Source organism: Burkholderia pulmonis, assembly GCF_984667975.1.
In genome coordinates, this window is the sequence record NZ_OZ480187.1 from 3,189,785 (window position 1) to 3,211,257 (window position 21,473).

Genomic DNA, 21,473 nt, shown 5'->3' on the forward strand with positions numbered 1-21,473 from the left:
CCTTGCGCATATCGGTCTCCATTAGGTCGAGTCGCTATTGTGGGTAGGGCGCGCTTTCATGAAAATTGAAGATTCATGAACTAGACTTCCGAAAACGTGAATCCCGACCTGATTTCCGGACGACGCAATGCCGGCAATTTCCTGCGGCTGCGGCACTTGCGCATGCTTGAGCTCGTCGCGGACGGCGGATCGCTCGCGGCAGCCGCGCGTACGCTGCACCTGTCGCAGCCGGCCGTCACCAAAATGCTGCAGGAGATGGAAGCGGTGTTCGGCACGATGCTCGTGACGCGCGGCGCACGCGGCGGACGGCTGACGGCCGACGGCGAAGCCGTCCTGCAGCGGCTGCGGATCGCGCTCGCACAGTTCGACGTGGCGCTTGCCGGCGACGGCCACGACGAGGGCCGGCCGCTCCTGCGCATCGGCATGCTGCCGGTCGTCAGCGTCGCGCTGCTGCCGCGGATCATGCGGCACTTGCGGGATGCGCCCATGCCGCGGCTCACGATCATGGAATCGAATGTGTCGGGGCTGCTGGATGCGCTTTCCACCGGAAGGATCGACTGCATCATCAGCCGCGCCGAGGCAGAAGCGCTGTCGAAGCTCGATGGCCTCGACGTCACGATTCTCCCCGTGTACGAGGAACCGCTGGCGATCGCTTGCCCGCTCGCGCATCCGTTCGCCGATGCGCGACGCATCTCGACCGAGCAGCTGCGGCGCGAGGACTGGATCATCCCGCACACCGGTACGGACACGCGTCGCGCCTTCGACGCGCTGTTCGTCGATCACGGCCTGATGCCGCCGCGCCCGCTGGTCGAATCAATGTCGTTTCACACGAACCTGCAGATGGCCGACGCGCTCGGTGCGCTGACCATCGCGCCGCAGTCGGCCGTCCTGCACTATGCGCGCATGGGCGTGGTGCGCAGAGTCGGCGGCTTTCCGGTGATGCCGGTGGGCGAAATCGCGCTGATCCATCTCGCCACGATGGCGGACATGCCCGCGTTGCAGCGCTTTCGCGGCGCGGTCGAGGCAGCGGCAAAAGCAAGCTGACGCTGCCCGCGTCAAGTGCGTCACATCAACTCGCCCATCGGCACCATCAGTTGCAGCGGCACGACCATGTCGTGCTGCACACACATCCGGACGTGCGGTGCAGCCCGACCCATGTCAGCTCCGCATCGACGTGTCTACCGCCCTTGCGGCGATAGGATGTTCAGCGCCGCAGATTTGCCTGTCTTCCATCAGGCGACGGACACCGCACGGCACATTTCATGGGGCCCGCGTGCCGGCACAGGCGCTGCAAGACTGATCGCCGCGCCCGCGCTCACGAAATCCACTCGGCGTGCAGCTGCGCGCTGTCGCCGAGATAGTCGAGCACCCAGTGCATCACCGGCGCGGTCTTCTGCGCATGCCACGCGACACAGCACGGGCTCGGCGTCTTCGGCTCGCGCAGTGCCTTCTCGACCAGCCGCCCGGTGTCGACGAACGGCCGAGCGAGATGCCGCGGCATGTAGCCGATGCCGAGCCCTTCGACGAAGCAATTGATCGCACGCTGCCAGTCCGGCACCACGAGCCGCCGCTGGCCCGGCAGCAGCCACGTATCGCGACGCGGGATGTCGCGCGACGTGTCTTCGAGGCAGATCGACGGGAACGCGACGAGTGCGTCGGCCGACAGCGGCGCGTCGGCACCGGCGAGCGGGTGATCGGGGCTCGCGAGGAACGCCCACTCGATCGCGCCCATGTCGCGAAACCGGAATTCGCCGCCCACGGGCACGGCCGTCGTCGCGCCGATCGCGATGTCCGCGCGCCCGGTCGCCAGCGCTTCCCAGACGCCGTTGAACACCTCGATCCGCACGATCAGTTCAACGTTGTCGAAGCGGCGATAGAAGTCGGCCATCAGCGCATCGATGCGGCGGCTCGACACGATGTTGTCGAGCGCGATCGACAGGCTCGGCTGCCAGCCGTTCGCGACGCGCAGCGTGTCGCGGCGGATCTCGTCCATCCGTTTCAGGATGTCGCGCGCCTCGTTCACGAAATGCTCGCCGGCTTCGGTCGGCACGACGTGCCGGTGCAGGCGCTGGAACAGCACGACGCCCAGCTCGTCCTCGATGTTCCGGACCGCATAGCTGACGGCCGACGGCACGCGATGCAGCGCGTTGGCAGCGGCCGTAAAACTGCGCGTGCGCGCGATCAGCTCGATCAGTTGAAGCGACTCGATGGACAGCACCCCGCGTCTCCTTGCCGTGAATTCTTTTGAATGCGCGCGTGAAAATATACCGTTTCACGCCCGTCCGGCCCAGACCGATACTGTTACCCGCAGTATTCGTGGTTCGACATTTATCGGCACGCAACGGGCAGAGGGGACATGGCAAACAACATCATCGGGCTGGCCGCGATCGCGGCGATCGGCGGCTGCGCGGTCGCGCTGCAGGGGCAATTCATGGGGCTCATGTCGAAGAGCATCGGCACGACCGGCGGGATCTTCGTGAACTACATCAGCGGCGCGCTGCTCGCGATCGTGCTGCTGGCCGCGCAGCAGGGCGGCGAACTCCGCGCGTGGACGTCAGTGCCGTGGTATGCGCTGTCGGCCGGCGTGCTCGGCCTCGTGATCGCCGGATCGATCGGCTATACGGCATCGCAGCTCGGCCTGACGACGGCGTTCACGATCATCGTCGCGACGCAGTTCATCGTGTCGGCGCTGCTCGATCATTTCGGCTGGTTCGGCGCGATGACGCGGCCGCTCGACGTCACGCGCTTCGCCGGCATCGGTGCGATCGTCGCGGGGGTCTGGCTCGCGTCGAAGTAATCGAGGGCCGCCGCATGCGCGTCACTGCGGCTCGCCGATCCCGCCCATCAGCGTCGTCAGCTGTTCGCGCAGCCACTGGCTGCCCTGGTCCTGATCGGCGCTGCGATGCCAGTAGCAGAAGTAGTCGAGCCCAGGCATCTCGAACGGCAGTTCGAGAATCCGCGCCGGATAGCGTTGCAGCAGCCGCAGCGGCGCCGTCAGCGCGAGATCGCCGCGCATCGCGATCAGCGGCGCGACCATGTAGTGCTGCACGCGCATCTGGATGTTGCGCCGCAGCCCGAGCCGCGTCAGCTCCGCATCGACGTGCCCGCTGCCCTTGCGGCGGCTCGACACGTGGATGTGCCCCATCGACAGGTAGTCGTCCATGGTGAGCGTGTCGCCCTTGAACGGGTGATCGTCGCGGATCATGCACGCATAGCGGTCCTGCACGAGCAGCGCCTGGTGCAGGTGCGGATCGCCGATCAGCGGCGCGTCGATCGCGATGTCGACCGAGCCGTTCGCGAGTGCGGTCGCGACTTCGCGGCGGTCCATCGTGTAGCTGCGCACGTGCATGCCGGGCGCATGCGTCTGCAGCAGTTCGCCGAGCGCGGGCAGCAGCAGCGCTTCGGTCAGGTCGCTCATGCTGAGCCGGAACACGCGTTCGGACGACGCCGGATCGAACACGTCGCCTTCGTGCGCGCTCGAATCGAGCAGTTGCAGCGCCTCGCGCACGCGGCCGACGATGTTCTCGGCCATCGGCGTCGGCATCATTCCGGCCGGCGTGCTGACGAACAGCGGATCGTTCAGCGTCTTGCGCAGCCGCGCCAGCGCGTTGCTGACGGCCGGCTGCGTGAGGTTCAGCACCTCGGCCGCGCGCGTCAGGTTGCGCTTGTTGTAGATCGCCTCGAATACGACGAACAGGTTCAGATCAATCTTCGAAAGGCGCATCGCCGGATCTCCTTGCCGGCATCTTACGGCGTGCGCCATCCGTTCGTCCATGTCGCGTGGCGGGTCGCGCGGCCGGTCAGCCGCGCGGCGGCGGCGTCAGATACGGTGCGGTCGCACCGGGCTCGCCGTCCTTGATCTCCATCCGCGCGATCGCCTGCAGGTGCACCTCGTCCGGGCCGTCGGCGAAGCGCAGCGCGCGCCCCCAGGTCCACAGGTCGGCGAGCGGCGTATCGGGGCTCAACCCGGCCGCGCCGAACACCTGCATCGCGCGGTCGCACACGTCCGTATAGACGGTCGGCACGAGCGCCTTGATCATCGAGATCTCCTTGCGCGCGGCCTTCGCGCCGACCTTGTCGATCATCCACGCGGCCTTCAGCACCAGCAGGCGCGCCTGGTCGATCTCGATGCGCGAACGCGCGATCCATTCGCCGACGGTACCGTGCCGGTTCAGCGGCTTGCCGAACGCGACGCGCGACTGCGCGCGGTCGACCATCAGCTCCAGCGCCAGCTCGGCCGCGCCGATCGAACGCATGCAGTGATGAATGCGGCCCGGCCCGAGGCGGGCCTGCGCGAGCGCGAAGCCGCTGCCTTCCTCGCCGAGCAGGTTGCGCGCCGGCACGCGCACGTTGTCGAACGTGATCTCGCAGTGCCCTTCCGGCGCGTAGTGGTTGACCACCGTGATGTTGCGCACGACCGTCACGCCCGGCGTATCGCGCGGCACGAGGATCATGCTCTGCTGCTGGTGCGACTCGGCATCGGGATCGGTCTTGCCCATCACGATGAAGATCTTGCAGTTCGGATGCGCGGCGTTCGTGATGAACCACTTGCGGCCATTGATCACGTACTCGTCGCCCACGCGCTCGATGCGCGTCGTGATGTTCGTCGCATCCGACGACGCGACGTCGGGCTCCGTCATCGCGAACGCCGAGCGGATCTCGCCGCGCAGCAGCGGCAGCAGCCACTGCTCGCGCTGCTCGGGCGTCGCGAACATGTGCAGCAGCTCCATGTTGCCGGTGTCCGGCGCATTGCAGTTGAACACCTCCGACGCCCAGCCCACGCGCCCCATGATCTCGGCAAGCGGCGCATATTCGAGGTTCGTCAGGCCCATGCCGGGCTCGTCGTCCTTCAGGTGCGGCAGGAACAGGTTCCACAGCCCTTCCGCCTTCGCACGCTCCTTCAGCTCCTCCATGAACGACACGGGGTACTGGCCCGCGTGCACTTCCTCGTTCCACTGGCGGATGCGCGGCACGATGTACGCGTCCATGAATGCGCGCACGCGTTCGCGCAGTGCGTCCACTTTCGGGGTGTAGCCAAAGTCCATGATCGACTCCTCGAGATTCCGTGTTCCGTTCGGTCAGAAGGCCGAGACACCGCCGTCGACGGCGACGGCCTGCCCGGTCAGATAAGTGTTTTCCTTCGCGCACAGCGTCAGCATCGTCGCGACGATTTCGTCGGGACGGCCGAGCCGCTTCATCGGCGAGCCCTGCGCGAGAAAATCCTGGCGGTCGCCGATATCGCTGTCGGTGACCATCGGCGTCGTGCTGTAGAACGGGCACACCGCGTTCACGCGGATGCCGTGGCGCGCGTATTCGAGCGCGGCCGTTTTCGTGAGCCCGACCACCGCATGTTTCGACGCCGCATACGCGGCCAGCTTCGGCGCGCCGCCGAGCCCGGCCATCGACGCGACGTTCAGGATCACGCCTTCGCGCTGCGCGAGCATCTGGCGGATCTGGTGCTTCATCCCGAAGAACACGCCTTTCGCGTTCACCGCGAAGCTCAGGTCGAGATCGGCTTCTTCGGTATCGATCAGCGCCTTCATCGGCGGTGCGATGCCCGCGTTATTGATGCCGACGTCGAGCCGTCCGAAGCGCGCGGCAGCCTCATGCACCAGCGCGGCAACCTCGGCTTCGACGCGCACGTCGCAGCGCTGCGCGATCACGTCGGCGCCGGCCGCGCGCAACGGCGCGGCCACGCGTTCGAGCGCTTCGCCGTTCAGGTCGCCGAGCGCGAGCCGCGCGCCCATCGCGGCGAGTTCGCTCGCGAGCAGCGCACCGAAGCCGCTCGCGGCGCCGGTGATCATCACGGCCTGTCCGGCGTAGCTGTCGATCTTCATCGCACGCTCAGATCGTCAGGCCGCCGTCGACGACGATGCATTCGCCGTTCGTGTAGCTCGCCGCATCCGACACGAGATACAGCACGGTGCCGGCCATTTCGCGCGGCTCCGCGTGGCGCTTCAGCGGGATCTTCGCCTTCCAGGTTTCGTAGATGTCCTTGTCCGCGAACAGTGCGCCCGCGAACTTCGTCTTCGTGAGCCCCGGCAGCAGCGCGTTCACGCGGATGCCGAGCGGCCCGCACTCCTTCGCGAACGCCTTCGTCATGTTGACGACGGCCGCCTTCGTGATCGAGTAGATGCCCTGGCGATCGCCCGGCTGCAGCGCGTTCACCGACGCCGTGTTGACGATCGCGCCGCCGCCGTGCGCCTTCATCAGCTTGCCGGCCTCGACCGACATGAAGAAGTAGCCGCGGATGTTCACGTCGACGGTCTTGTCGTACGCCGCGAGATCGGTATCGAGGATGTGCCCGAAATACGGGTTCGCGGCCGCGTTGTTCACGAGGATGTCGAGGCGGCCGTGCTTGCCGCGGATATGCTCGAACGTCGCGGTGATGTCCTCCAGCCGCCCGACATGGCACGCCAGCGCCTCGGCGCGGCCGCCCGCCGCGACGATTGCGTCGGCCACCGCCTGGCAGTCGTCGAGCTTGCGGCTCGACACGATCACGTGCGCGCCCTGCTCCGCGAGCAGCTTCGCGATTTCCTCGCCGATGCCGCGGCTCGCGCCCGTCACCAGGGCGATCTTGCCCGTCAGGTCGAACAGATTCGTTGCCATGTTGCTGTGCTCCTCCATTGATTGGGTTGTCGTGTCGCCGCCCGGCGACACTGGCGATATCAGCGGTGCGCGTCGATCACGCCGACGGCCAGTTCGGCCAGCCGGCCGGCCATTTCGCCGACGCGCAATGCCTGCTCGCTCGATGCGTTGCCCTGCAGCGCGCGCGCCTTCACGCCCTGCGCGATCGCCGCGAGCCGGAAGAAACTGAAGGCGAGGTAGAAGTGCCAGTCGCGGATCGGCTCGATGCCGCGCAGTTCGCAATAGCGCGCGACGATCGCCGCTTCCTCCGGGATGCCGAGCGCCGCGCGATCCTGGCCCGCGAGCCCGCGCACCTGCCCGCCGGACGGCAGCCGCAGGCACATGCAGAAATACGCGAGATCGGCGAGCGGGTTCCCGAGCGTCGACAGTTCCCAGTCGAGCACGGCCTGCACGCGATAGCCGTCTTGCGCGAACATCAGGTTGTCGATCCGGAAATCGCCGTGCACCAGCGCCGGCCGGCCCGTATCCTCGGGGCAGGCTTTCGGCAGCCAGTCGATCAGCGTCTCCATCGCGTCGAGGCGCCCGGTTTCGGCCGCGCGATACTGCTTCGTCCACACGCCGATCTGGCGCTCGAAGTAGTTGCCGGGGCGGCCGTAGTCGGCCAGGCCCACAGCGTCGACATCGACGTCGTGCAGCGCGGCCATCGTCTGCAGCAGCGCGTCGTAGCACGTCGCGCGATCGGCCACCGGCAGTTCCGGCAACGCCGGATCCCAGAAGATCCGACCGTCCTCGAAGCTCATCACGTAGAACAGGCTGCCGATCACGTCGCGGTCTTCGCAGAGGTGATACGGATGCGCGACCGGCACCGCGGTGCCCGACAGCGCGGTCAGCACGCGGAATTCGCGGTCGACCGCATGCGCGGATTTCAGCAGTTCGCCCGGCGGCTGGCGGCGCAGCACGTAGCGGCCGCTCTTCGCGTTCAGCAGGAAAGTCGGGTTCGACTGGCCGCCGGCAAACTTCTCCGTGTCGACCGGGCCTTCGAAGCCCGGCACGTGCGTTTCCAGATAACGCGTGAGGCGGGCTACGTCGAGTTGCTGGGAAGGGTTCGTCATCGTCGCGATCGTTCGTGGGTCAGCCGTAGGTTCGCAGCGCGTGCCGTTCGGGATCCTCCAGATGCGGGATGCCGTTGAACGACGCGAGATGGAACGCATCGGCGTTGAAGAAAAACTGCGAAAGACTGCTGTTGCGGATCTGCAGGTTCAGCGCGATCGCGCTCGACGGCGGCGCCGCGAGCACCTGCTGAACGGTGACCGCGATCGGGCCGCCGGAGCTCACCGCGAGCACGCGCTGGCCGCCGCCGTGGCGGATCGCGGCGCGGGCGTCGGCCACGCGCTGCTGGAAATTCGACCAGGTTTCGGGGGCCGCGTCGCCGAGCTTGTCCTCGGTCCACAGCTGCAGCACCTGCCGGAGCGCGCGAAAGTGTTCCTTCATCGAGCCGGCCGCGAGCCGCGCAACCTCCGGGTAGTCGCTGGCGGCCGCCGCGAACAACCCGTGGAAATCGTATTCGTTCAGGCCCGGATGGCGGTCGACCGGCGCGCCTTCCCGGCCCATCCCGCGCAGGATCGCGTCGACCGTCTGCGCGTGGCGGTTCATCGTGCCGCAGATCACGCGGTCGAATTCGAGGCCCTGCCGCGCGAAGTATTCGCCGAGCCAGACGCCCTGCTGCACGCCGCCCGCGGAAAGCCGGTCGTAGTCGTCGGTGCCGAACGACGCCTGCCCGTGCCGTACCAGAAAGAGTTCAGCCATCGCATGCCCGCCAGAGTGAAGGATTCAGCATAGCGAGCCGGCTGTCATTTTTAAAATTTATTTGATGAATGAATGGGTATTCACCATGCGAATTCCTGCCCGTTCGTACCGGCGCGCGCGGCCGGGCCGGCCGACTTATACTGCGCCGACCCGACCGTCTGTTGCCAGGAGCCTCGCCCATGTCTCAATCCCCGCCGAACGACCTGCCCCGCTACCGCCTGCTGACGGGCAAGGACGACGCCGTGTTCTGCCACCGCGTATCGGAAGCGCTGGCGCTCGGCTACCGCCTGTACGGATCGCCCGCCGCCACCTTCAACGGCGTTCACGTCGTCGTCGCGCAAGCCTTGCTCTGGCCTGACGGCGACGGCACGGCTTCCGGCGCGTAATCGCCCGCCGGCCCCGGGGCGAACCGCCCGGGCCGGGATCGGCACTGCACGGCTTCGCCGTCGCCCGATGCGGCACACAAATTGCGACAGCCCCCTCCGTCATGTCGACCACGTTACAGGAGGGGTGCGATGCTCGGTACGATTCTTATCGTCATACTGATTCTGCTGCTCATCGGCGCATTTCCGTCATGGCCGCACAGCCGAAGCTGGGGCTACTGGCCATCGGGAAGCGTCGGGCTGATCGTCATCATCGTCGTCGTGCTGGTGCTGCTCGGGCACATCTGACGCACGGCGACACGATCGTGCCCCGGCGCCCCGGGTCGTCATGGTGCCGCCACCGTCGCCGGCGACGGCACACGCAACCCGTTACTGGCTGCCTTCCAGCCGCAGCTGGAGCCTGCTCTTCACCGACGTCACGCCCGGTACCTGGCGGGCCGCGTCCACTGCGGCCCGGTCCTGCGATTCGTCGGTGATCAGCCCGGCCAGCGTCACGTCGCCCGTCTTCGCCTTCGCGAACACGGTGACCTGCGCATGGCCGACGCCGGGCGCTTTCGCGATCGCCTGGCGGACCTTCTTCGCGAACGCGCGGTCGGCCGCACGGTCCGCTTTCTTCGCCGCACGCGGCGAAGTGGCCGACGACGCGGCGGCCTGCTCGGCGGGCGCGGCGACCGTGGCGGACTGCGCATGGCCGACGATCGGCGACAGCGCGACGAAACTTGCAACGACGATTGCAAAACGGGACTTCATCGGATTCTCCTCAACAGGAACGAACGGGAACTGCGGGTGGATGGGCCATCAGGCCGCGACACCGGACATCGCGCGGGCACGGTCTCCGCCGCGCGGCGCCGCGATCGCGTCCAGCGCACGCGCGTCGGCTTTCAGCGCGGGCGACAGCGTCGCGCGCAAATGATCGACAAAGGTGCGGACCTTCGCGTCCAGAAAGCGGCGGGACGCGTACATCGCGTACACGTCGAGCATCGTCAGCCGATAGTCCGGCAGCACGCGGACGAGCCGCCCGCTTCGCAGGTCGTCGATGGCCGAATAGGTCGCGAGCGATCCGATACCCAGCCCGGCACGCAGCGCGATCGACAGCGCCTCCGGCGCATTCGCCTGGAACGGCGCGGCCGGCACGGCATGCGAGACGGTCTTGCCGCCCGCACCATGCAGCAGCCATTCGCCGTTCGCTTCCGCGGGTGTATCGAGGCGCAGGCACGTATGGCCGGCAAGGTCGGCGGGCGTGGACGGCATGCCGTGGCGGTCGAGATACGCCGGCGAGGCGACAAGCACGCTGAACGACGTGCCGCACGAGTGGGCGATGTAGACGGAATCGGGCAGGCTCGATGCGGTGACGACCGACACGTCGTAGCCCTCTTCAACGAGATTGGGCATGCGTTGCGAATAGGTCATCTCGATGGCGACTTCAGGAAAGCGCGCCTGATAGGCGACGGCGGACTCCGTCACGTGGCTCTGCCCGAGCCCCGGCATCGTGTGCACGCGCAAGCGTCCGTACGGGCGGACCAGCGCGTTCCTGGCCTCGGCGTTCGCCTGGTCGACGTCGCCGAGGATCGACTGCAGGCGCTCGAAGTAACGGCGCCCGCTGTCGGTCAGCGCGATCTTCCTGGTCGTCCGGTGCAGCAGGCGAATCTGCGCATACGCCTCCAGGCTCGCGACGGCTCTCGACACCTGCGCGGTCGCGACAGCGGTCTGCTTCGCCACGGCGGTGAAGCTGCCGGCCTGCACGACGCGCACGAACGTCCGCATGTTCTCGAGCATGTCCATTTCGACTCATCGTTCAGTGCTGCATCCATGCGACACGCCGGCGGGGCGCGGCGACGCATTCGGTGTCACCGATTGTCGGACATTCTCCGTCGCGCCTTCAGCCCCCCGACCGGGGGGCTGAAGCGCGGGCCGATCATGTGGAATGCTTGGCGTTTCCGTCGACGGCGTCCTGCAGCGATCGATCGGCCGCCGGCGTCACGAGCACGATCTTGCCGATATGGCGCCCGGAATCCATCAGCGCGTGTGCCGCACGCGCGTCGCGAAGATCGAACAACCGGTAGACCTGCGGCTTGACGATGCCTTGCCGGATCAGCGGCCACACGGCCTCCTCGAGCTCGCGAATGAGCTCCGCCTTCTCGGCGTAGGTGCGCGAACGCAGCGTCGAGCCGATGTGCGTGAGCCGCTTCGTCAGCATCGGGAACAGGTCGAGCTCCTTCGCGGGGCCGTTGATCACGCCGATCTGCACGATGCGGCCGTTCATCGCGGCCGCCGCGAAATTGCGCGCGACGTAGTCGCCAGCGACGATGTCGACGATCACGTCGACGCCCTTGCCGCCGGTAAAACGCGCGACCGCATCGACAAAATCCTCGCGGCGGTATTCGATCGCGAGATCCGCGCCGAGACGCATGCTTGCGTCGCGCTGCGTGTCCGATCCAACGGTCGTGATGATCGTCGACGCGCCGAATGCCTTTGCCAGCATCGTCGCCGTCGTGCCGATACCCGACGCGCCGCCGTGGATCAGCACGCTTTCGCCGGCCGCGAACCGGCCGCGCTGGAACAGGTTCAGCCAGACCGTCATGAAGGTCTCGGGCAACGCGGCCGCTTCGGCCATGCCGAGGCCGTCGGGAATCGCGAGCGTGTTGCTCTCGTTCGCCAGCGCGTATTCCGCGTAGCCTCCGCCCGGAATCAGTGCGCAGACGCGATCGCCGACGGCAAACCGCGTGACGCCGCGCCCGACCGCAACCACCTCGCCGGCAATCTCGAGGCCGGGAATGTCCGACGCGCCGGGCGGCGGATCGTACAGCCCCTTGCGCTGGAGCACGTCGGGGCCGTTGACGCCGGCCGCGTGAATGCGGATCAGCACGTCGCCGGGGCCCGGCGACGGTACGACGCGCGTCGCAGGCTCGAGTACGTCAGGGCCGCCGGGGCGCACGATTTCGATCGCGGTCATGTCGGCGGGAAGGGGTTTCGCGTCATCAGTCACGATATGATCCTCAACGTTCGTCGATGCACGGCCGATTCGCGGGCCATCCCCGAATCGCGGCATCGCCATGTGTGTGAGGCCAGTCTATGGGCGATGCCGCTCGCGGGCACGCAGCGAATTGCCGGTCGGGGAATGCAAAAATGCATCAGTCGGGACAAACGATGAACTGGGACGACGCGCGCGTCTTTCTCGCAATCCATCGCGAGCGCACACTGCGCCGCGCGGCGCAGACGCTCGGCGTCGATCAGGCGACGGTCGGGCGGCGGCTCGCGACGCTCGAGCACATGCTCGGCGCAACGCTGTTCCTGCGTTCGTCGAAGGGCTACCTGCCTACGCCGGTCGGCGAACTGGCGCTGCGCGCGGCCGAGGCGATGGAACAGCACGCGCACGAGCTGGTCCGGCTGACGCAGGGCGTCGACCGGCGGCTCGCCGGCGAGGTGAAGATCACAACGACCGATGCGCTCGCGCTTGAATTCGTCATCCCGTCGATCGCGCGACTGCATGCGAAATATCCCGATGTATCGATCGCGTTAAGCACGTCGACGCAGATTCTGAACCTCGCGAAACGCGAGGCGGACATCGCTATCCGCACGGTGCGGCCCGAGAATCCCGATCTCGTTGCGCGCCGCCTCGCATGCTGGGACATGGGCCTGTTCGCTTCGCATGACTACCTTCATCGGCACGGCGAGCCCAGGCAAGGTGAAGCTTTCGCCGGCCACGACCTGGCCGTCTACCAGCCGTACATCGACGCGAGCCGCACGCCGACCCTCGCCGGTGAACCGATCGCCGCGGGCCGCGTCGTCGCGCGCATGAACTCGAACCTGATGTTGCGCGCAGCACTGAGAGCGGGCCTCGGGATCGGCGAGATACCGATATACATGGGCGAACGCGACGGCCTGGTACGCGTCTGGCCGACGCAGATCCGGCAGGTGCCGTATGAAGTCTGGCTCGTCACGCATCGCGACCTGCGCCATACCGCGCGCATTCGCGCGACGATCGACGAATTCCTGTTCGCGTTCGCCGCGCACCGATGAACGCGGCTGGCCCGCCGGTTTCATGCGAAACCCGTGCCCCGGGGAGATTCGCGCCGATTTACCGCGATGCCCCCCCGATTTATGTGCGGTTGCAATGCCGGGTGACACGATCGCCCGCTGCAGCGCGATGTAAGATATTCGTCAATGCACGCACTGTCAGGACCGCCATGAGTCAATCCGATCCGGCTATCGCTCCGCCGTTTTCCGCGTCGAAGCAGCCGTGCCCGTTCGAGCAATGCATGGACCTTCTTTCGGGTGCATGGACACTGAGGATCTTGTGGCTTCTCATGGACGGCAAGGCCTGCCGGTTTGCGGAAATCGAGCGAACGATCGGGCCCGTATCACCCAAGGTGTTGACCGAAAAGCTGCGCAACCTCGAGCAGAAGCAGATCGTCAGGCGAACCATCCGCGAAGCGTCGGTCCCTCATGTCGAATACACGCTCACGGAGCGGGGCAGGAGGCTCGAGCCGGTGTTCCGCACCATGGAGCAGGTTTCCGCCCGACTCTTCGAGGATGGCTCCCCGGGCTGAACCCGCAAAGCCGCACGGTGTCGTTCGCGAACCCGGCGTGCATGCCGTGTCGACGTGCGTCGCGGCAGCGCCCGGAATGGCTCGACCGTAACAGCGCGACGGCGGGGCCCGTCGCGCATGCACCGGCTACTTCACCATCCCGAACGGATCCGCAACCGTATGCTGGTTCGCGTTGTTCCAGTAGTTCTGGAGCACGAAACCGTACTCCGGAAGATTCTGGATGAACGGCGCAAGCATGTCGTTCGCACTCGGAAGTTTCCAGTCTGCCTGCAGTTCGCACGCGAGCGGAAACGTCGTGACCAGCTCGGCCCCGGCCTTGCTCATCCGCGACATCGCGGCCTGCGCTTCGTAGTGGTTCCACGCGCCGCAAGCGTCGACGACCGGGAACACCTTGTAGCCGTCCTGCAGCATCGACAGCGTCGGAAACGTACAGCACGTTCCGATGGTCACGCCGGAAATGATGATGTGTCGCCGCCCGGTCTGCCGAACGAGCGTCTCGAGCGCATCCCGGAAGGTGCGGTCCTCGTAGCAGTTGATGATGCCGGTACGGCGATAGATCGGCTCGTCTCCGAAGAGCTCCTTGAGCTCGGGCAGCGTGTCGCCGTTCTGCCACTGCGCGTTGGACGACGAGATCAGCACCGGCATCTTCAGCGCCTTCGCCGTACGCGCGAGACCCACGACGTTGCTGCGATACTCGGCGAGGGAACCGAAGTCGCGCACGCCGGCCATCAGGCCGATCTGATGATCGATGAACAGGAAGATCGCATTGTCGATCGTCGGCTTGTCATAAGCGGCCCGGCCTGCTCGTACCGCATCGTCCGGTGAAACGGCGGGCGGCTGAATCCGGTTGGTGACGGGACTGACGATATCGGCCGGTCGACTGCTCATTTTGCTCTCCTTAATGAATGATTTCCACGGCGACCGGCGAATGAATCCGATCGCGATCGCCATGCAACCCTATCACGCACATCTTCACGACGTAAGGTGCTTACCAACCGGTAACCAGACGGCATTTGCACGGCTCGATCCGGCTCGCCCTTGTCCGTGCCACGTTCGGCGTACCCGCCCCCTGATCGGGGGGCTGATTTCGCGCATCCGTCGCCTCATGCTCGCGCCGTACGGGTGTCCGCACCGCGCCCGTATCCGGGGGCTTGCCCGGACCGGAATGCCGCTTCCCTGCGCGATCCGTTCGATGCTCGACCCGCCGCCACGCCAGCTTGTCAAACAGGAATACCTTGATGATTCGACCCTCCGTTTCAGCCTTCATCGCCATCCTCGCCGTCTCGCTGCCGGCTGCTTCCGTCCAGGCCCAGATCCAGCTTGCCGATATCACCGTGCAAGCCAACCCGGAGGCATCGCCCGCGCCCGCCGCCGATACGGCCCGCAACGCCGCACGCGCCCAGAACCGGAAACTTGCGAAGGATGTGCGGCGCGCACTGTCGCGCACCCAGGGGCTGAACGTCGTGCATATCCACGTGCAGGCGAAATCCACCACCGTGCTGCTCACCGGCTCCGTCCGTGACACGCAACAGATAGAACTGGCCGGAAGCGCCGCACAATCCGTCGCGGGCGTGACAAGCGTCGACAACCGGTTAAGCGTGCGGGAGCCGGGCCAGTAAGCACGGATCGGCGCGCGATCGCACGGCGGCACTGCTGCCGCCGCGATCGGCTTACTCGTCCTCGCGCACGGACGAGCGTCGCGAGTCGAGTGCCAGGCCACTGCGCACGGCCTGAATGCGCGACGTGACGTTGAGCTTTTCGAAGATGTTCTTCAGATGCCACTTGATCGTCTCCGGCGCGACGCGCAGCGCACGGGCGATCTCCTTGTTCGACAAGCCGCGCGCGACATAGTCAAGTATCTCGACCTCGCGCACGCTGAGGTTGCCTGGCGTCCCGGGCGGCACCGCGTTCGATGCGCGGTCCGCGTCGAACGCGCGCGCGAGATCGCGCAAATACCATGCGTCGACCGTCGGAAACCGGTCGCCCCCCTTCAGCATGCGTGCCGTCATGCGTTCGACAGCCTGGCCTTCGTCGAGGAACGTGCGGACCAGCCCGTTCGCCTGACCGTACGCCAGCGCACCGGCGAGAATGTCGAGCGCCGCGCCCTCGTCGCCGGCCTGTTCGAGTGCGATCGCACGCAGCACGGCGGCCTGTGCCGCGAACCAATGGAATCCGTGCGTCGCAAGCGTGTCGTGCACGATCGCCATGACCTGGGCGGCTTCGTCCGCGCGCGCATCGGCGAGGAGCAGCCGGGCCCGCGCCGATTGCGCCATCTGCCACGTCTCGACGTCACTCGACGCCGCCCCCGGCGGCGCGTCCGGCACGAGCGCCGCGAGCGCCCGCCCGACGCGGTGGGCCGGCGTGAGCTTGCCCGCGCTCACGTGAAGCCGGATGCCGGTCGCCATGCACGCGACGCGCAACCGCAGCCACTGCCGGCTGCAGGCGATGTGATCGGCGTCGTCCAGCATTTCATGCGCGCGCTCGTCGTTCCCCGAGTGGAACTGCAACTGCGCGGCCGTCTGCGTGAACCGCAACAGCGGCCCCAGCGAACAGGCCTGCATCGCGATGTCGAAGCGGTCGCGCTGGGCTTCACGCACCTTCGGCCATTCGTTCCATTCGTAGTAGAGCGCAGACAGGTAGCCGGCCGACAGCGCCGTCGCGGCCGACAGCCGCCCCGCGGATCGCTCCGCGGCGCGCAATGCCGCCTCGAATGTCTTCGACGCATCGTGCAGGCGGCCCGTGACGAACTCCGCCAGCCCCGCCATGTTCTGCCGATAGACGTTCGCGTAAAGCGGCTCCCGGCCCGATGCCGCCCGGTCCGCACGCGCGCGCAGATCCAGCACGTCGTCGATGCGTCCCGCGTAGCCGAGCCCGAAAATCAACGTCGTCTGCCCGATCTGCTCGATCCACGAGCCGGGCTGCGGAGCGGCCTCCAGTACGCGTGCGCCGAGCGCCAGCGACTCGCCGCTGTGGTCGGACAGGCCTGCGATCAGCGAGCGAACGGCCAGCAGTTCGGTGGCCGTCGCCGCATCCGTGTCGCCTCCCAACGCGTCGATATCGCGCTCGATCGTATCCAGCGCCCGGCGTGCGTCGACCATCTGCATCGACAGCGCAAGCGCCCATGCATGGGCGATCCGCAACCGCAGGCGGCCTGCCAGCGCCGGCTCGGGCAAACGGGACACCCAGTCGAGCACGGTGCGCACGTCGCTCGCCGCAATCAGCTTCATCGCGCACGCTTCGACCCAGCCGGCCGCCGCGTCGAAATCGCCCGCCGCCAGCGCGTGACGGACGGCATCCGGCCAGTGCCGCTCGGCCGCGTACCAGGCACTCGCCCGGCGATGCAGCGCGGCGACCGCATCGGGTTGGCGCAGCGCCAGTTCCTCGCGCAGGTATTGCTGGAACAGCGCGTGATAACGGTAACTCTGGCGGCCGCCGTCGACCGAGCGGATGAAGAGGTTGTGCGCGCCCAGCCAGTCGAGGCAATCGGCCGCGTCGTCGCGCCCCGTCAGCGCGTCGCACAACGCGGGCGTCATCTGGTCCAGTACCGCCGTGCACAGCAGGAACTGGCGGATCGCGTCGGGTACCTGCGTCATCACGTTCTCGTTCATGTACGCGGCAATACCGGCGCGTGCATGACTCACCTGCTCCGCGACGCGCGCCGCATCGCTGTCGTCACGCAACGCGAGGGCGGCGAGCTGCAGGCCCGACACCCAGCCTTCGGTCGCCGCGCGCAGGCGTTCGACGTTTTCCGCATTGAGCGACTTGCCGGCGACGCGCTCGAAGAACGACCGTGCCTCCGCGTCGTCGAAACGCAGATCGTCCTCGTCGATCCTGACGAGTTCGTCGCGCGATTCGAAATAGCTGAGCGACAACGCCGGCGTCGAGCGACATGACAGGACGACGTGCAGATTCGATGGCGCGTAGCGCAACAGTTCGAACATCGCGCCGTGGATCGCGGACGACGCCAGGCGATCGAAATCGTCGAGCATCAGGAACAGCGTCACATCCGCGGCTTCCAGTTCGTTGAGCAGTTCGTCGAATACCGTCTTCAGCGGGATCAGCGCACGGTCGCGCAGCAACTGCTGCGCGCGGCTGCCGACGCCGCCGGTCGCCTCGACGATCGCGGCGACGACGTACGACGAGAAGATCGACGCATTGTCGTCGTCCGCATCGAGGCTGACCCACGCGACCTTTGCCCCGGTCGATACGAGCACGTTGCGCCATTCCGCGAGCAGCGTTGTCTTGCCGTACCCGGCCGGTGCGCAGACGAGCGTGAGCCGTCGGTCGAGGCCGCGCCGAAGCCGGCCGAGCCGGTCGATGCGCGGCACGATCCCGCGTGCCGACGCCGGCGCAAGCTTGGTCCGCACGAGTACTTCGATCCCGTCGGTATCCGCAGGTTCGGGCGCGTGTCTGCTGTCCCTGGACGTCATGCTGTTCCCGTTCTCCTCGCGTTGTGCGCGTGTCCGTCCCGCCCGGATGGCGAAGCCGTCGACCGGCCCGATCGGGCCGTACGCCGAAACAGCATAGCGACATGGCGCCGGCCGTCAAAAGTAGGTGATATCCGTACCGTCGCGCGCGGGATCGTGTCCCGTGCCGGCCGGCGACAAAAGGACCCGTATTGTTCTCGATCGGCCGCGTGATGTTCAGCCCCCCGTTCGGGGGGGCTGCGTTGCGCAAACGAGTCGTTCCATCCTGACGCTGGCGGCATCCTGCGCAGCCGCTCCGCACGCCGGGGCCGCCGTTCCGTTTTGTCTTTAGGAGTCTCCATGAATCGTCGCGACGTCGTCGTCCGCTTCTTCGACCAGTACCGCAAGCATGACATCGAGGGCATGCTCGCGTTCTTTTCCCCTCGGGCGACACTCGACTACGCACCGCTCGGCGCACCCGCTCCGGCGGCCACGCACGGCAGGATGATCTGGCGTGCGCTGCTGGAAGCCTTTCCGGACCTGTCGAACACGATCGACGCGATTCACGCGGATAACGCCGGCCGCCACGCCACCGCCGAGGTGACGATCAGCGGCACACAGGCTCAGGGATTTCTCGGCATCCGGAATCGCGGGCGGTCGTTCTCCCTGCGGCACGCATTCCTGTTCGAGTTCGATGCCAAGGGCAGGATCGTGCGGCTCGCCGCCTTCTGGGACAACGTCCGGTTCTTCGAGGATCTCGGCAAGGCGACGATCGGATGACCCGATGCCGCCCGCGGCCGAAGCGCCGCTCAGTCCGGCTGGTAGCGCTCGCGCAGCGCGCGCTTGTTGATCTTCCCGACGCTCGTCTTCTCGATCGCGTCGACGATCAGCAGCCGGTCCGGCACCGCATAGCGCGAGATCAGCCCGCGGTCGGCCACCGCCTTCACATGCGCGCGAAGCGCCGCCGGGTCGACGCGGCCGACATGCTCGTCGGCCAGCACGACCAGCGCGAGCGGGCGCTCGCCCCAGCGCGCATCCTTCACGCCGATCACCGCCGACTCCCGCACGGCCGGATGGCGCGACAGGATGTCCTCGAGTTCGAGCGACGAGACCCATTCACCGCCCGTCTTGATCACGTCCTTGATCCGGTCGGTGATCTGCAGCCGGCCGTCGGGATCGATCACGCCGATGTCGTTCGTATGCAGGTAGCCGCCGGCCCACAGCGCCGCCGACGCCGGCGCATCGCCGAGATAGCCTTGCGTCGCCCATGGCATCCGCACGACGACCTCGCCCGCCGACCGGCCGTCGTGCGGCACGTCGCGACACTGCGCGTCGACGATGCGCAGGTCGACGAGCGGCAACGGCAGCCCCGCCTTCGTCCGGCGCGCGATCTCGTCATCGCCTGCCGCAGCGCCAGCGGACGGCGGCGGATCGACCTGGGCGACCGTCATCAGCGGGCACGTTTCCGACATGCCGTAACCCGTGTACACGTCGATGCCGCGCGCCAGCGCCGCCCGCGCGAGGCCTTCCGGCAGCGGCGACCCGCCGACGATCACCTTCCACGCCGACAGGTCGGCCGCCGTCGACGCCGGGCAGTCGAGAATCATCGCGAGCAGCGTCGGCACGCAATGCGAAAACGTGACTGCTTCGCGCGCGATCAGCGCCAGCAATCCGTCCGGCGAATAGCGGCCCGGATAGACCTGCTTGAGCCCGAGCGCGGTCGCGATGTACGGCATGCCCCATGCGTGCACATGGAACATCGGCGTGATCGGCATGTAGACGTCGTCGCGATGCACGCGTCCGCGATCGCGCGCGCTCGACAACGCCGCCATGCCCGCGAGCGTATGCAGCACGAGCTGCCGATGCGTGAACGCCACGGCCTTCGGCAGCCCGGTCGTGCCGGTCGTATAGAAGGTCGTCGCGCGGGTCTGCTCGTCGAAATCGGGGAAGGTGAAATCGGGCGAACCGGCCGCGACGAGCTGCTCGTATTCGTCGACGAAGCCGTCCGGCAGGCCTGCTTCGTCGCCATCGGCGATCAGCACGACGTGCCGCACCGTGTCGAGCCGGTCGCGCATGCCCGCCAGCAGCGGCAGGAAGTCGCGGTGAACCAGCACGACGCCCGCGCCCGAATGGTTGAGCGTGTACAGCAGCTGATCGGGCGACAGCCGGACATTGGCCGTCATCAGTACCGCGCCCATCATCGGAATCGCGTGGTAACACTCCAGGTAGCGATGGCTGTCCCAGTCCATCACGGCGACGACGTCGCCCGCGCCGACGCCGATCGACGACAATCCGCTCGCGAGCTGCCCGATGCGATGCCGGAACGTCCAGTAGTCGTGCCGGACCCGGTCGCCGTACACGATTTCCTGCTCGGGCCGCGTCGCAAGCGGCGCATGCAGCAGTTGCCCGATCAGCAGCGGATACGAGTGGGCGGACGGCGCCGGTTCGTCGTGCGGGTGCGGGTATGACGAATTCATGAAGGTCTCCATAGGCGACCGGTCCGGTCGTCGAGCGTGCGGCCACGATACCGGACGAGCCGGCTTTCGCGTCCCCCCTGTCCGGGGGGAGCCGGCGCCCGCCGGCCGTCCGTACGCGTATCACGGCTGCCGCGACGCGCGACCCACCCGTTCGGGGAGGCGCTCGCGGCAAGACCCCGCTGTACGATGCTTCGCAGCGCGTATCCTCCCTGTGGGGTACCCGTCCGCCCGACCGGGACATGAACGAACCGCCGCGCCGCCGATTCGAAAGCGCCCCTCCGGCACGCGCGTGCGCCGGTCCATGCCCTCCCCCTGAACCCATCCCCGAGCAAGGAGCAGCCATGACTTCCGACACGACGCAGATGGACCGCACACCCGCACCCGATCCCGCGGAAGACAATGCGTTTTTCCCGTCGCCATATTCGCTGTCGCAATACACGTCGTCGAAGACCGACTTCGACGGCGCGGACTACCCGAATCCGTACACCGGCGGCAAGTGGAAAGTCCTGATGATCGCGACTGACGAGCGCTACATCCTGATGACGAACGGCAAGATGTTCTCGACCGGCAACCACCCGGTCGAGATGTTGCTGCCGATGCATCACATGGACAAGGCCGGGTTCGAAATCGATATCGCCACGCTGTCCGGCAATCCGGCCAAGCTCGAACTCTGGGCAATGCCGCACGACGACGAAGCCGTGCAGGACACCTACCGGAAATACCTGTCGAAGCTCAAGACGCCGCTCAAGCTGTCCGACGTGCTCGACCAGCATCTCGGCGCCGATTCGCCGTATATCGCCGTGTTCATTCCTGGCGGCCATGGCGTCCTCGCCGCGATTCCGCACAGCAAGGAAGTCAAGCGGGCACTGCACTGGGCGCTCGACAACGACCGCCACATCATCACGCTGTGCCACGGGCCCGCGTGCCTGCTGTCGGCCGCCGTCGACGAGAATCCGCAGGACTATGCGTTCAAGGACTACGAGATCTGCGTGTTTCCGGACGCGCTCGACACGGGGCCGAACCTCGACATCGGCTACATGCCGGGCCCGCTGCCGTGGCTCGTCGCACAGAGCCTCGAAAAGCTCGGCGCACGCGTGCTGAACAAGGACATGACCGGCCGCTGCCATCAGGACCGCAAACTGATCACGGGCGACAGCCCGCTCGCGTCGAACGGCATCGGCAAACTCGCGGCCGCCGCCCTGCTGAAGGAAGTCGGGCACTGACGGTGCGCGCCGCGCCCCGGGCGAGGTCCTGCCGGGGCGC

22 protein-coding genes are annotated in these 21,473 nt (G+C 67.1%); 9 read left to right on the forward strand and 13 right to left on the reverse strand.

All coding sequences use genetic code 11. The features are described 5' to 3' along the window. Window positions 1-162: 162 nt before the first annotated feature. The gene (locus AC5LXK_RS31085) at window positions 163-1,044 is read left to right on the forward strand and encodes a LysR family transcriptional regulator (RefSeq protein WP_493392477.1); all 882 of its coding nucleotides are present in this window, start codon (window positions 163-165) and stop codon (window positions 1,042-1,044) included. Between the two features lie 271 nt (window positions 1,045-1,315). Here AC5LXK_RS31085 and punR read toward each other — a convergent pair whose 3' ends face one another. Next, on the reverse strand, window positions 1,316-2,218 hold the full coding sequence (gene punR / locus AC5LXK_RS31090; RefSeq protein WP_493392478.1) for a DNA-binding transcriptional activator PunR: 903 nt from the start codon (window positions 2,216-2,218) through the stop codon (window positions 1,316-1,318). A 138-nt stretch (window positions 2,219-2,356) separates the two neighbouring features. On the opposite strand from punR, the gene AC5LXK_RS31095 reads away from it, so the two are divergent. Continuing rightward, window positions 2,357-2,797: a DMT family transporter gene (locus AC5LXK_RS31095; protein WP_493392479.1), complete on the forward strand. Its 441-nt coding sequence runs from the start codon at window positions 2,357-2,359 to the stop codon at window positions 2,795-2,797. Window positions 2,798-2,818: 21 nt separating this feature from the next. Here AC5LXK_RS31095 and AC5LXK_RS31100 read toward each other — a convergent pair whose 3' ends face one another. From AC5LXK_RS31100 to AC5LXK_RS31125, 6 genes are all read right to left on the reverse strand, one after another. After that, window positions 2,819-3,724: a LysR family transcriptional regulator gene (locus AC5LXK_RS31100; RefSeq protein ID WP_493392480.1), complete on the reverse strand. Its 906-nt coding sequence runs from the start codon at window positions 3,722-3,724 to the stop codon at window positions 2,819-2,821. Between the two features lie 76 nt (window positions 3,725-3,800). Continuing rightward, window positions 3,801-5,045 (reverse strand): acyl-CoA dehydrogenase family protein, encoded by a 1,245-nt coding sequence (locus AC5LXK_RS31105; protein WP_493392481.1) that lies wholly within the window; start codon window positions 5,043-5,045, stop codon window positions 3,801-3,803. 33 nt (window positions 5,046-5,078) lie between these two features. Further along, complete coding sequence (locus AC5LXK_RS31110; protein WP_493392482.1) at window positions 5,079-5,837, reverse strand: SDR family NAD(P)-dependent oxidoreductase; 759 nt, start codon at window positions 5,835-5,837, stop codon at window positions 5,079-5,081. A gap of 7 nt (window positions 5,838-5,844) precedes the next feature. After that, window positions 5,845-6,609, reverse strand: a complete 765-nt coding sequence (locus AC5LXK_RS31115) for an SDR family oxidoreductase (protein ID WP_493392483.1) — start codon at window positions 6,607-6,609, stop codon at window positions 5,845-5,847. A 59-nt stretch (window positions 6,610-6,668) separates the two neighbouring features. Then, a complete protein-coding gene (locus AC5LXK_RS31120; RefSeq protein WP_493392484.1) occupies window positions 6,669-7,700 on the reverse strand; it encodes a phosphotransferase in 1,032 nt (343 codons plus the stop codon). Between the two features lie 19 nt (window positions 7,701-7,719). Further along, the gene (locus AC5LXK_RS31125; protein WP_493392485.1) at window positions 7,720-8,394 is read right to left on the reverse strand and encodes a histidine phosphatase family protein; all 675 of its coding nucleotides are present in this window, start codon (window positions 8,392-8,394) and stop codon (window positions 7,720-7,722) included. A gap of 179 nt (window positions 8,395-8,573) precedes the next feature. Here AC5LXK_RS31125 and AC5LXK_RS31130 point away from each other — a divergent pair, with 179 nt between their 5' ends. Continuing rightward, entirely contained in the window at window positions 8,574-8,780 is a 207-nt protein-coding gene (locus AC5LXK_RS31130) for a DUF1737 domain-containing protein (protein WP_493392486.1), read from the forward strand. A gap of 129 nt (window positions 8,781-8,909) precedes the next feature. After that, window positions 8,910-9,065, forward strand: a complete 156-nt coding sequence (locus tag AC5LXK_RS31135) for a DUF3309 family protein (RefSeq protein ID WP_493392487.1) — start codon at window positions 8,910-8,912, stop codon at window positions 9,063-9,065. Between the two features lie 81 nt (window positions 9,066-9,146). Here the strand turns inward: AC5LXK_RS31135 and AC5LXK_RS31140 are convergent, their stop codons facing one another. The 3 genes from AC5LXK_RS31140 to AC5LXK_RS31150 form a co-directional block, all read right to left on the reverse strand. Next, window positions 9,147-9,527, reverse strand: coding sequence for a BON domain-containing protein (locus AC5LXK_RS31140; RefSeq protein ID WP_493392488.1), 381 nt, complete (start codon window positions 9,525-9,527; stop codon window positions 9,147-9,149). A gap of 48 nt (window positions 9,528-9,575) precedes the next feature. Next, on the reverse strand, window positions 9,576-10,559 hold the full coding sequence (locus tag AC5LXK_RS31145) for a LysR family transcriptional regulator (protein ID WP_493392489.1): 984 nt from the start codon (window positions 10,557-10,559) through the stop codon (window positions 9,576-9,578). Between the two features lie 133 nt (window positions 10,560-10,692). Next, window positions 10,693-11,832 (reverse strand): NAD(P)H-quinone oxidoreductase, encoded by a 1,140-nt coding sequence (locus AC5LXK_RS31150; protein ID WP_493392490.1) that lies wholly within the window; start codon window positions 11,830-11,832, stop codon window positions 10,693-10,695. Between the two features lie 92 nt (window positions 11,833-11,924). Here AC5LXK_RS31150 and AC5LXK_RS31155 point away from each other — a divergent pair, with 92 nt between their 5' ends. Beyond that, window positions 11,925-12,797: a LysR family transcriptional regulator gene (locus AC5LXK_RS31155; RefSeq protein ID WP_493392491.1), complete on the forward strand. Its 873-nt coding sequence runs from the start codon at window positions 11,925-11,927 to the stop codon at window positions 12,795-12,797. Window positions 12,798-12,964: 167 nt separating this feature from the next. Next, window positions 12,965-13,327 (forward strand): winged helix-turn-helix transcriptional regulator, encoded by a 363-nt coding sequence (locus AC5LXK_RS31160; protein ID WP_493392492.1) that lies wholly within the window; start codon window positions 12,965-12,967, stop codon window positions 13,325-13,327. 126 nt (window positions 13,328-13,453) lie between these two features. Here the strand turns inward: AC5LXK_RS31160 and AC5LXK_RS31165 are convergent, their stop codons facing one another. Beyond that, window positions 13,454-14,215 (reverse strand): isochorismatase family protein, encoded by a 762-nt coding sequence (locus AC5LXK_RS31165; RefSeq protein ID WP_493392493.1) that lies wholly within the window; start codon window positions 14,213-14,215, stop codon window positions 13,454-13,456. A gap of 350 nt (window positions 14,216-14,565) precedes the next feature. Here AC5LXK_RS31165 and AC5LXK_RS31170 point away from each other — a divergent pair, with 350 nt between their 5' ends. Further along, window positions 14,566-14,946 carry a BON domain-containing protein gene (locus AC5LXK_RS31170; RefSeq protein ID WP_493392494.1) on the forward strand — a complete coding sequence of 127 codons (381 nt, stop codon included), beginning with the start codon at window positions 14,566-14,568 and terminating at the stop codon, window positions 14,944-14,946. Window positions 14,947-14,997: 51 nt separating this feature from the next. Here the strand turns inward: AC5LXK_RS31170 and AC5LXK_RS31175 are convergent, their stop codons facing one another. Beyond that, window positions 14,998-17,757, reverse strand: a complete 2,760-nt coding sequence (locus AC5LXK_RS31175; RefSeq protein WP_493392495.1) for a winged helix-turn-helix domain-containing protein — start codon at window positions 17,755-17,757, stop codon at window positions 14,998-15,000. Window positions 17,758-18,093: 336 nt separating this feature from the next. Here AC5LXK_RS31175 and AC5LXK_RS31180 point away from each other — a divergent pair, with 336 nt between their 5' ends. After that, complete coding sequence (locus AC5LXK_RS31180) at window positions 18,094-18,513, forward strand: nuclear transport factor 2 family protein (protein WP_493392496.1); 420 nt, start codon at window positions 18,094-18,096, stop codon at window positions 18,511-18,513. A 29-nt stretch (window positions 18,514-18,542) separates the two neighbouring features. On the opposite strand, the gene AC5LXK_RS31185 is transcribed toward AC5LXK_RS31180, so the two are convergent. Further along, window positions 18,543-20,210 carry a fatty acid--CoA ligase gene (locus AC5LXK_RS31185; protein ID WP_493392497.1) on the reverse strand — a complete coding sequence of 556 codons (1,668 nt, stop codon included), beginning with the start codon at window positions 20,208-20,210 and terminating at the stop codon, window positions 18,543-18,545. A 341-nt stretch (window positions 20,211-20,551) separates the two neighbouring features. Between AC5LXK_RS31185 and hchA the strand changes: the two genes are divergently transcribed. Next, complete coding sequence (gene hchA, locus AC5LXK_RS31190; RefSeq protein WP_493392498.1) at window positions 20,552-21,433, forward strand: glyoxalase III HchA; 882 nt, start codon at window positions 20,552-20,554, stop codon at window positions 21,431-21,433. Window positions 21,434-21,473: the final 40 nt, after the last annotated feature.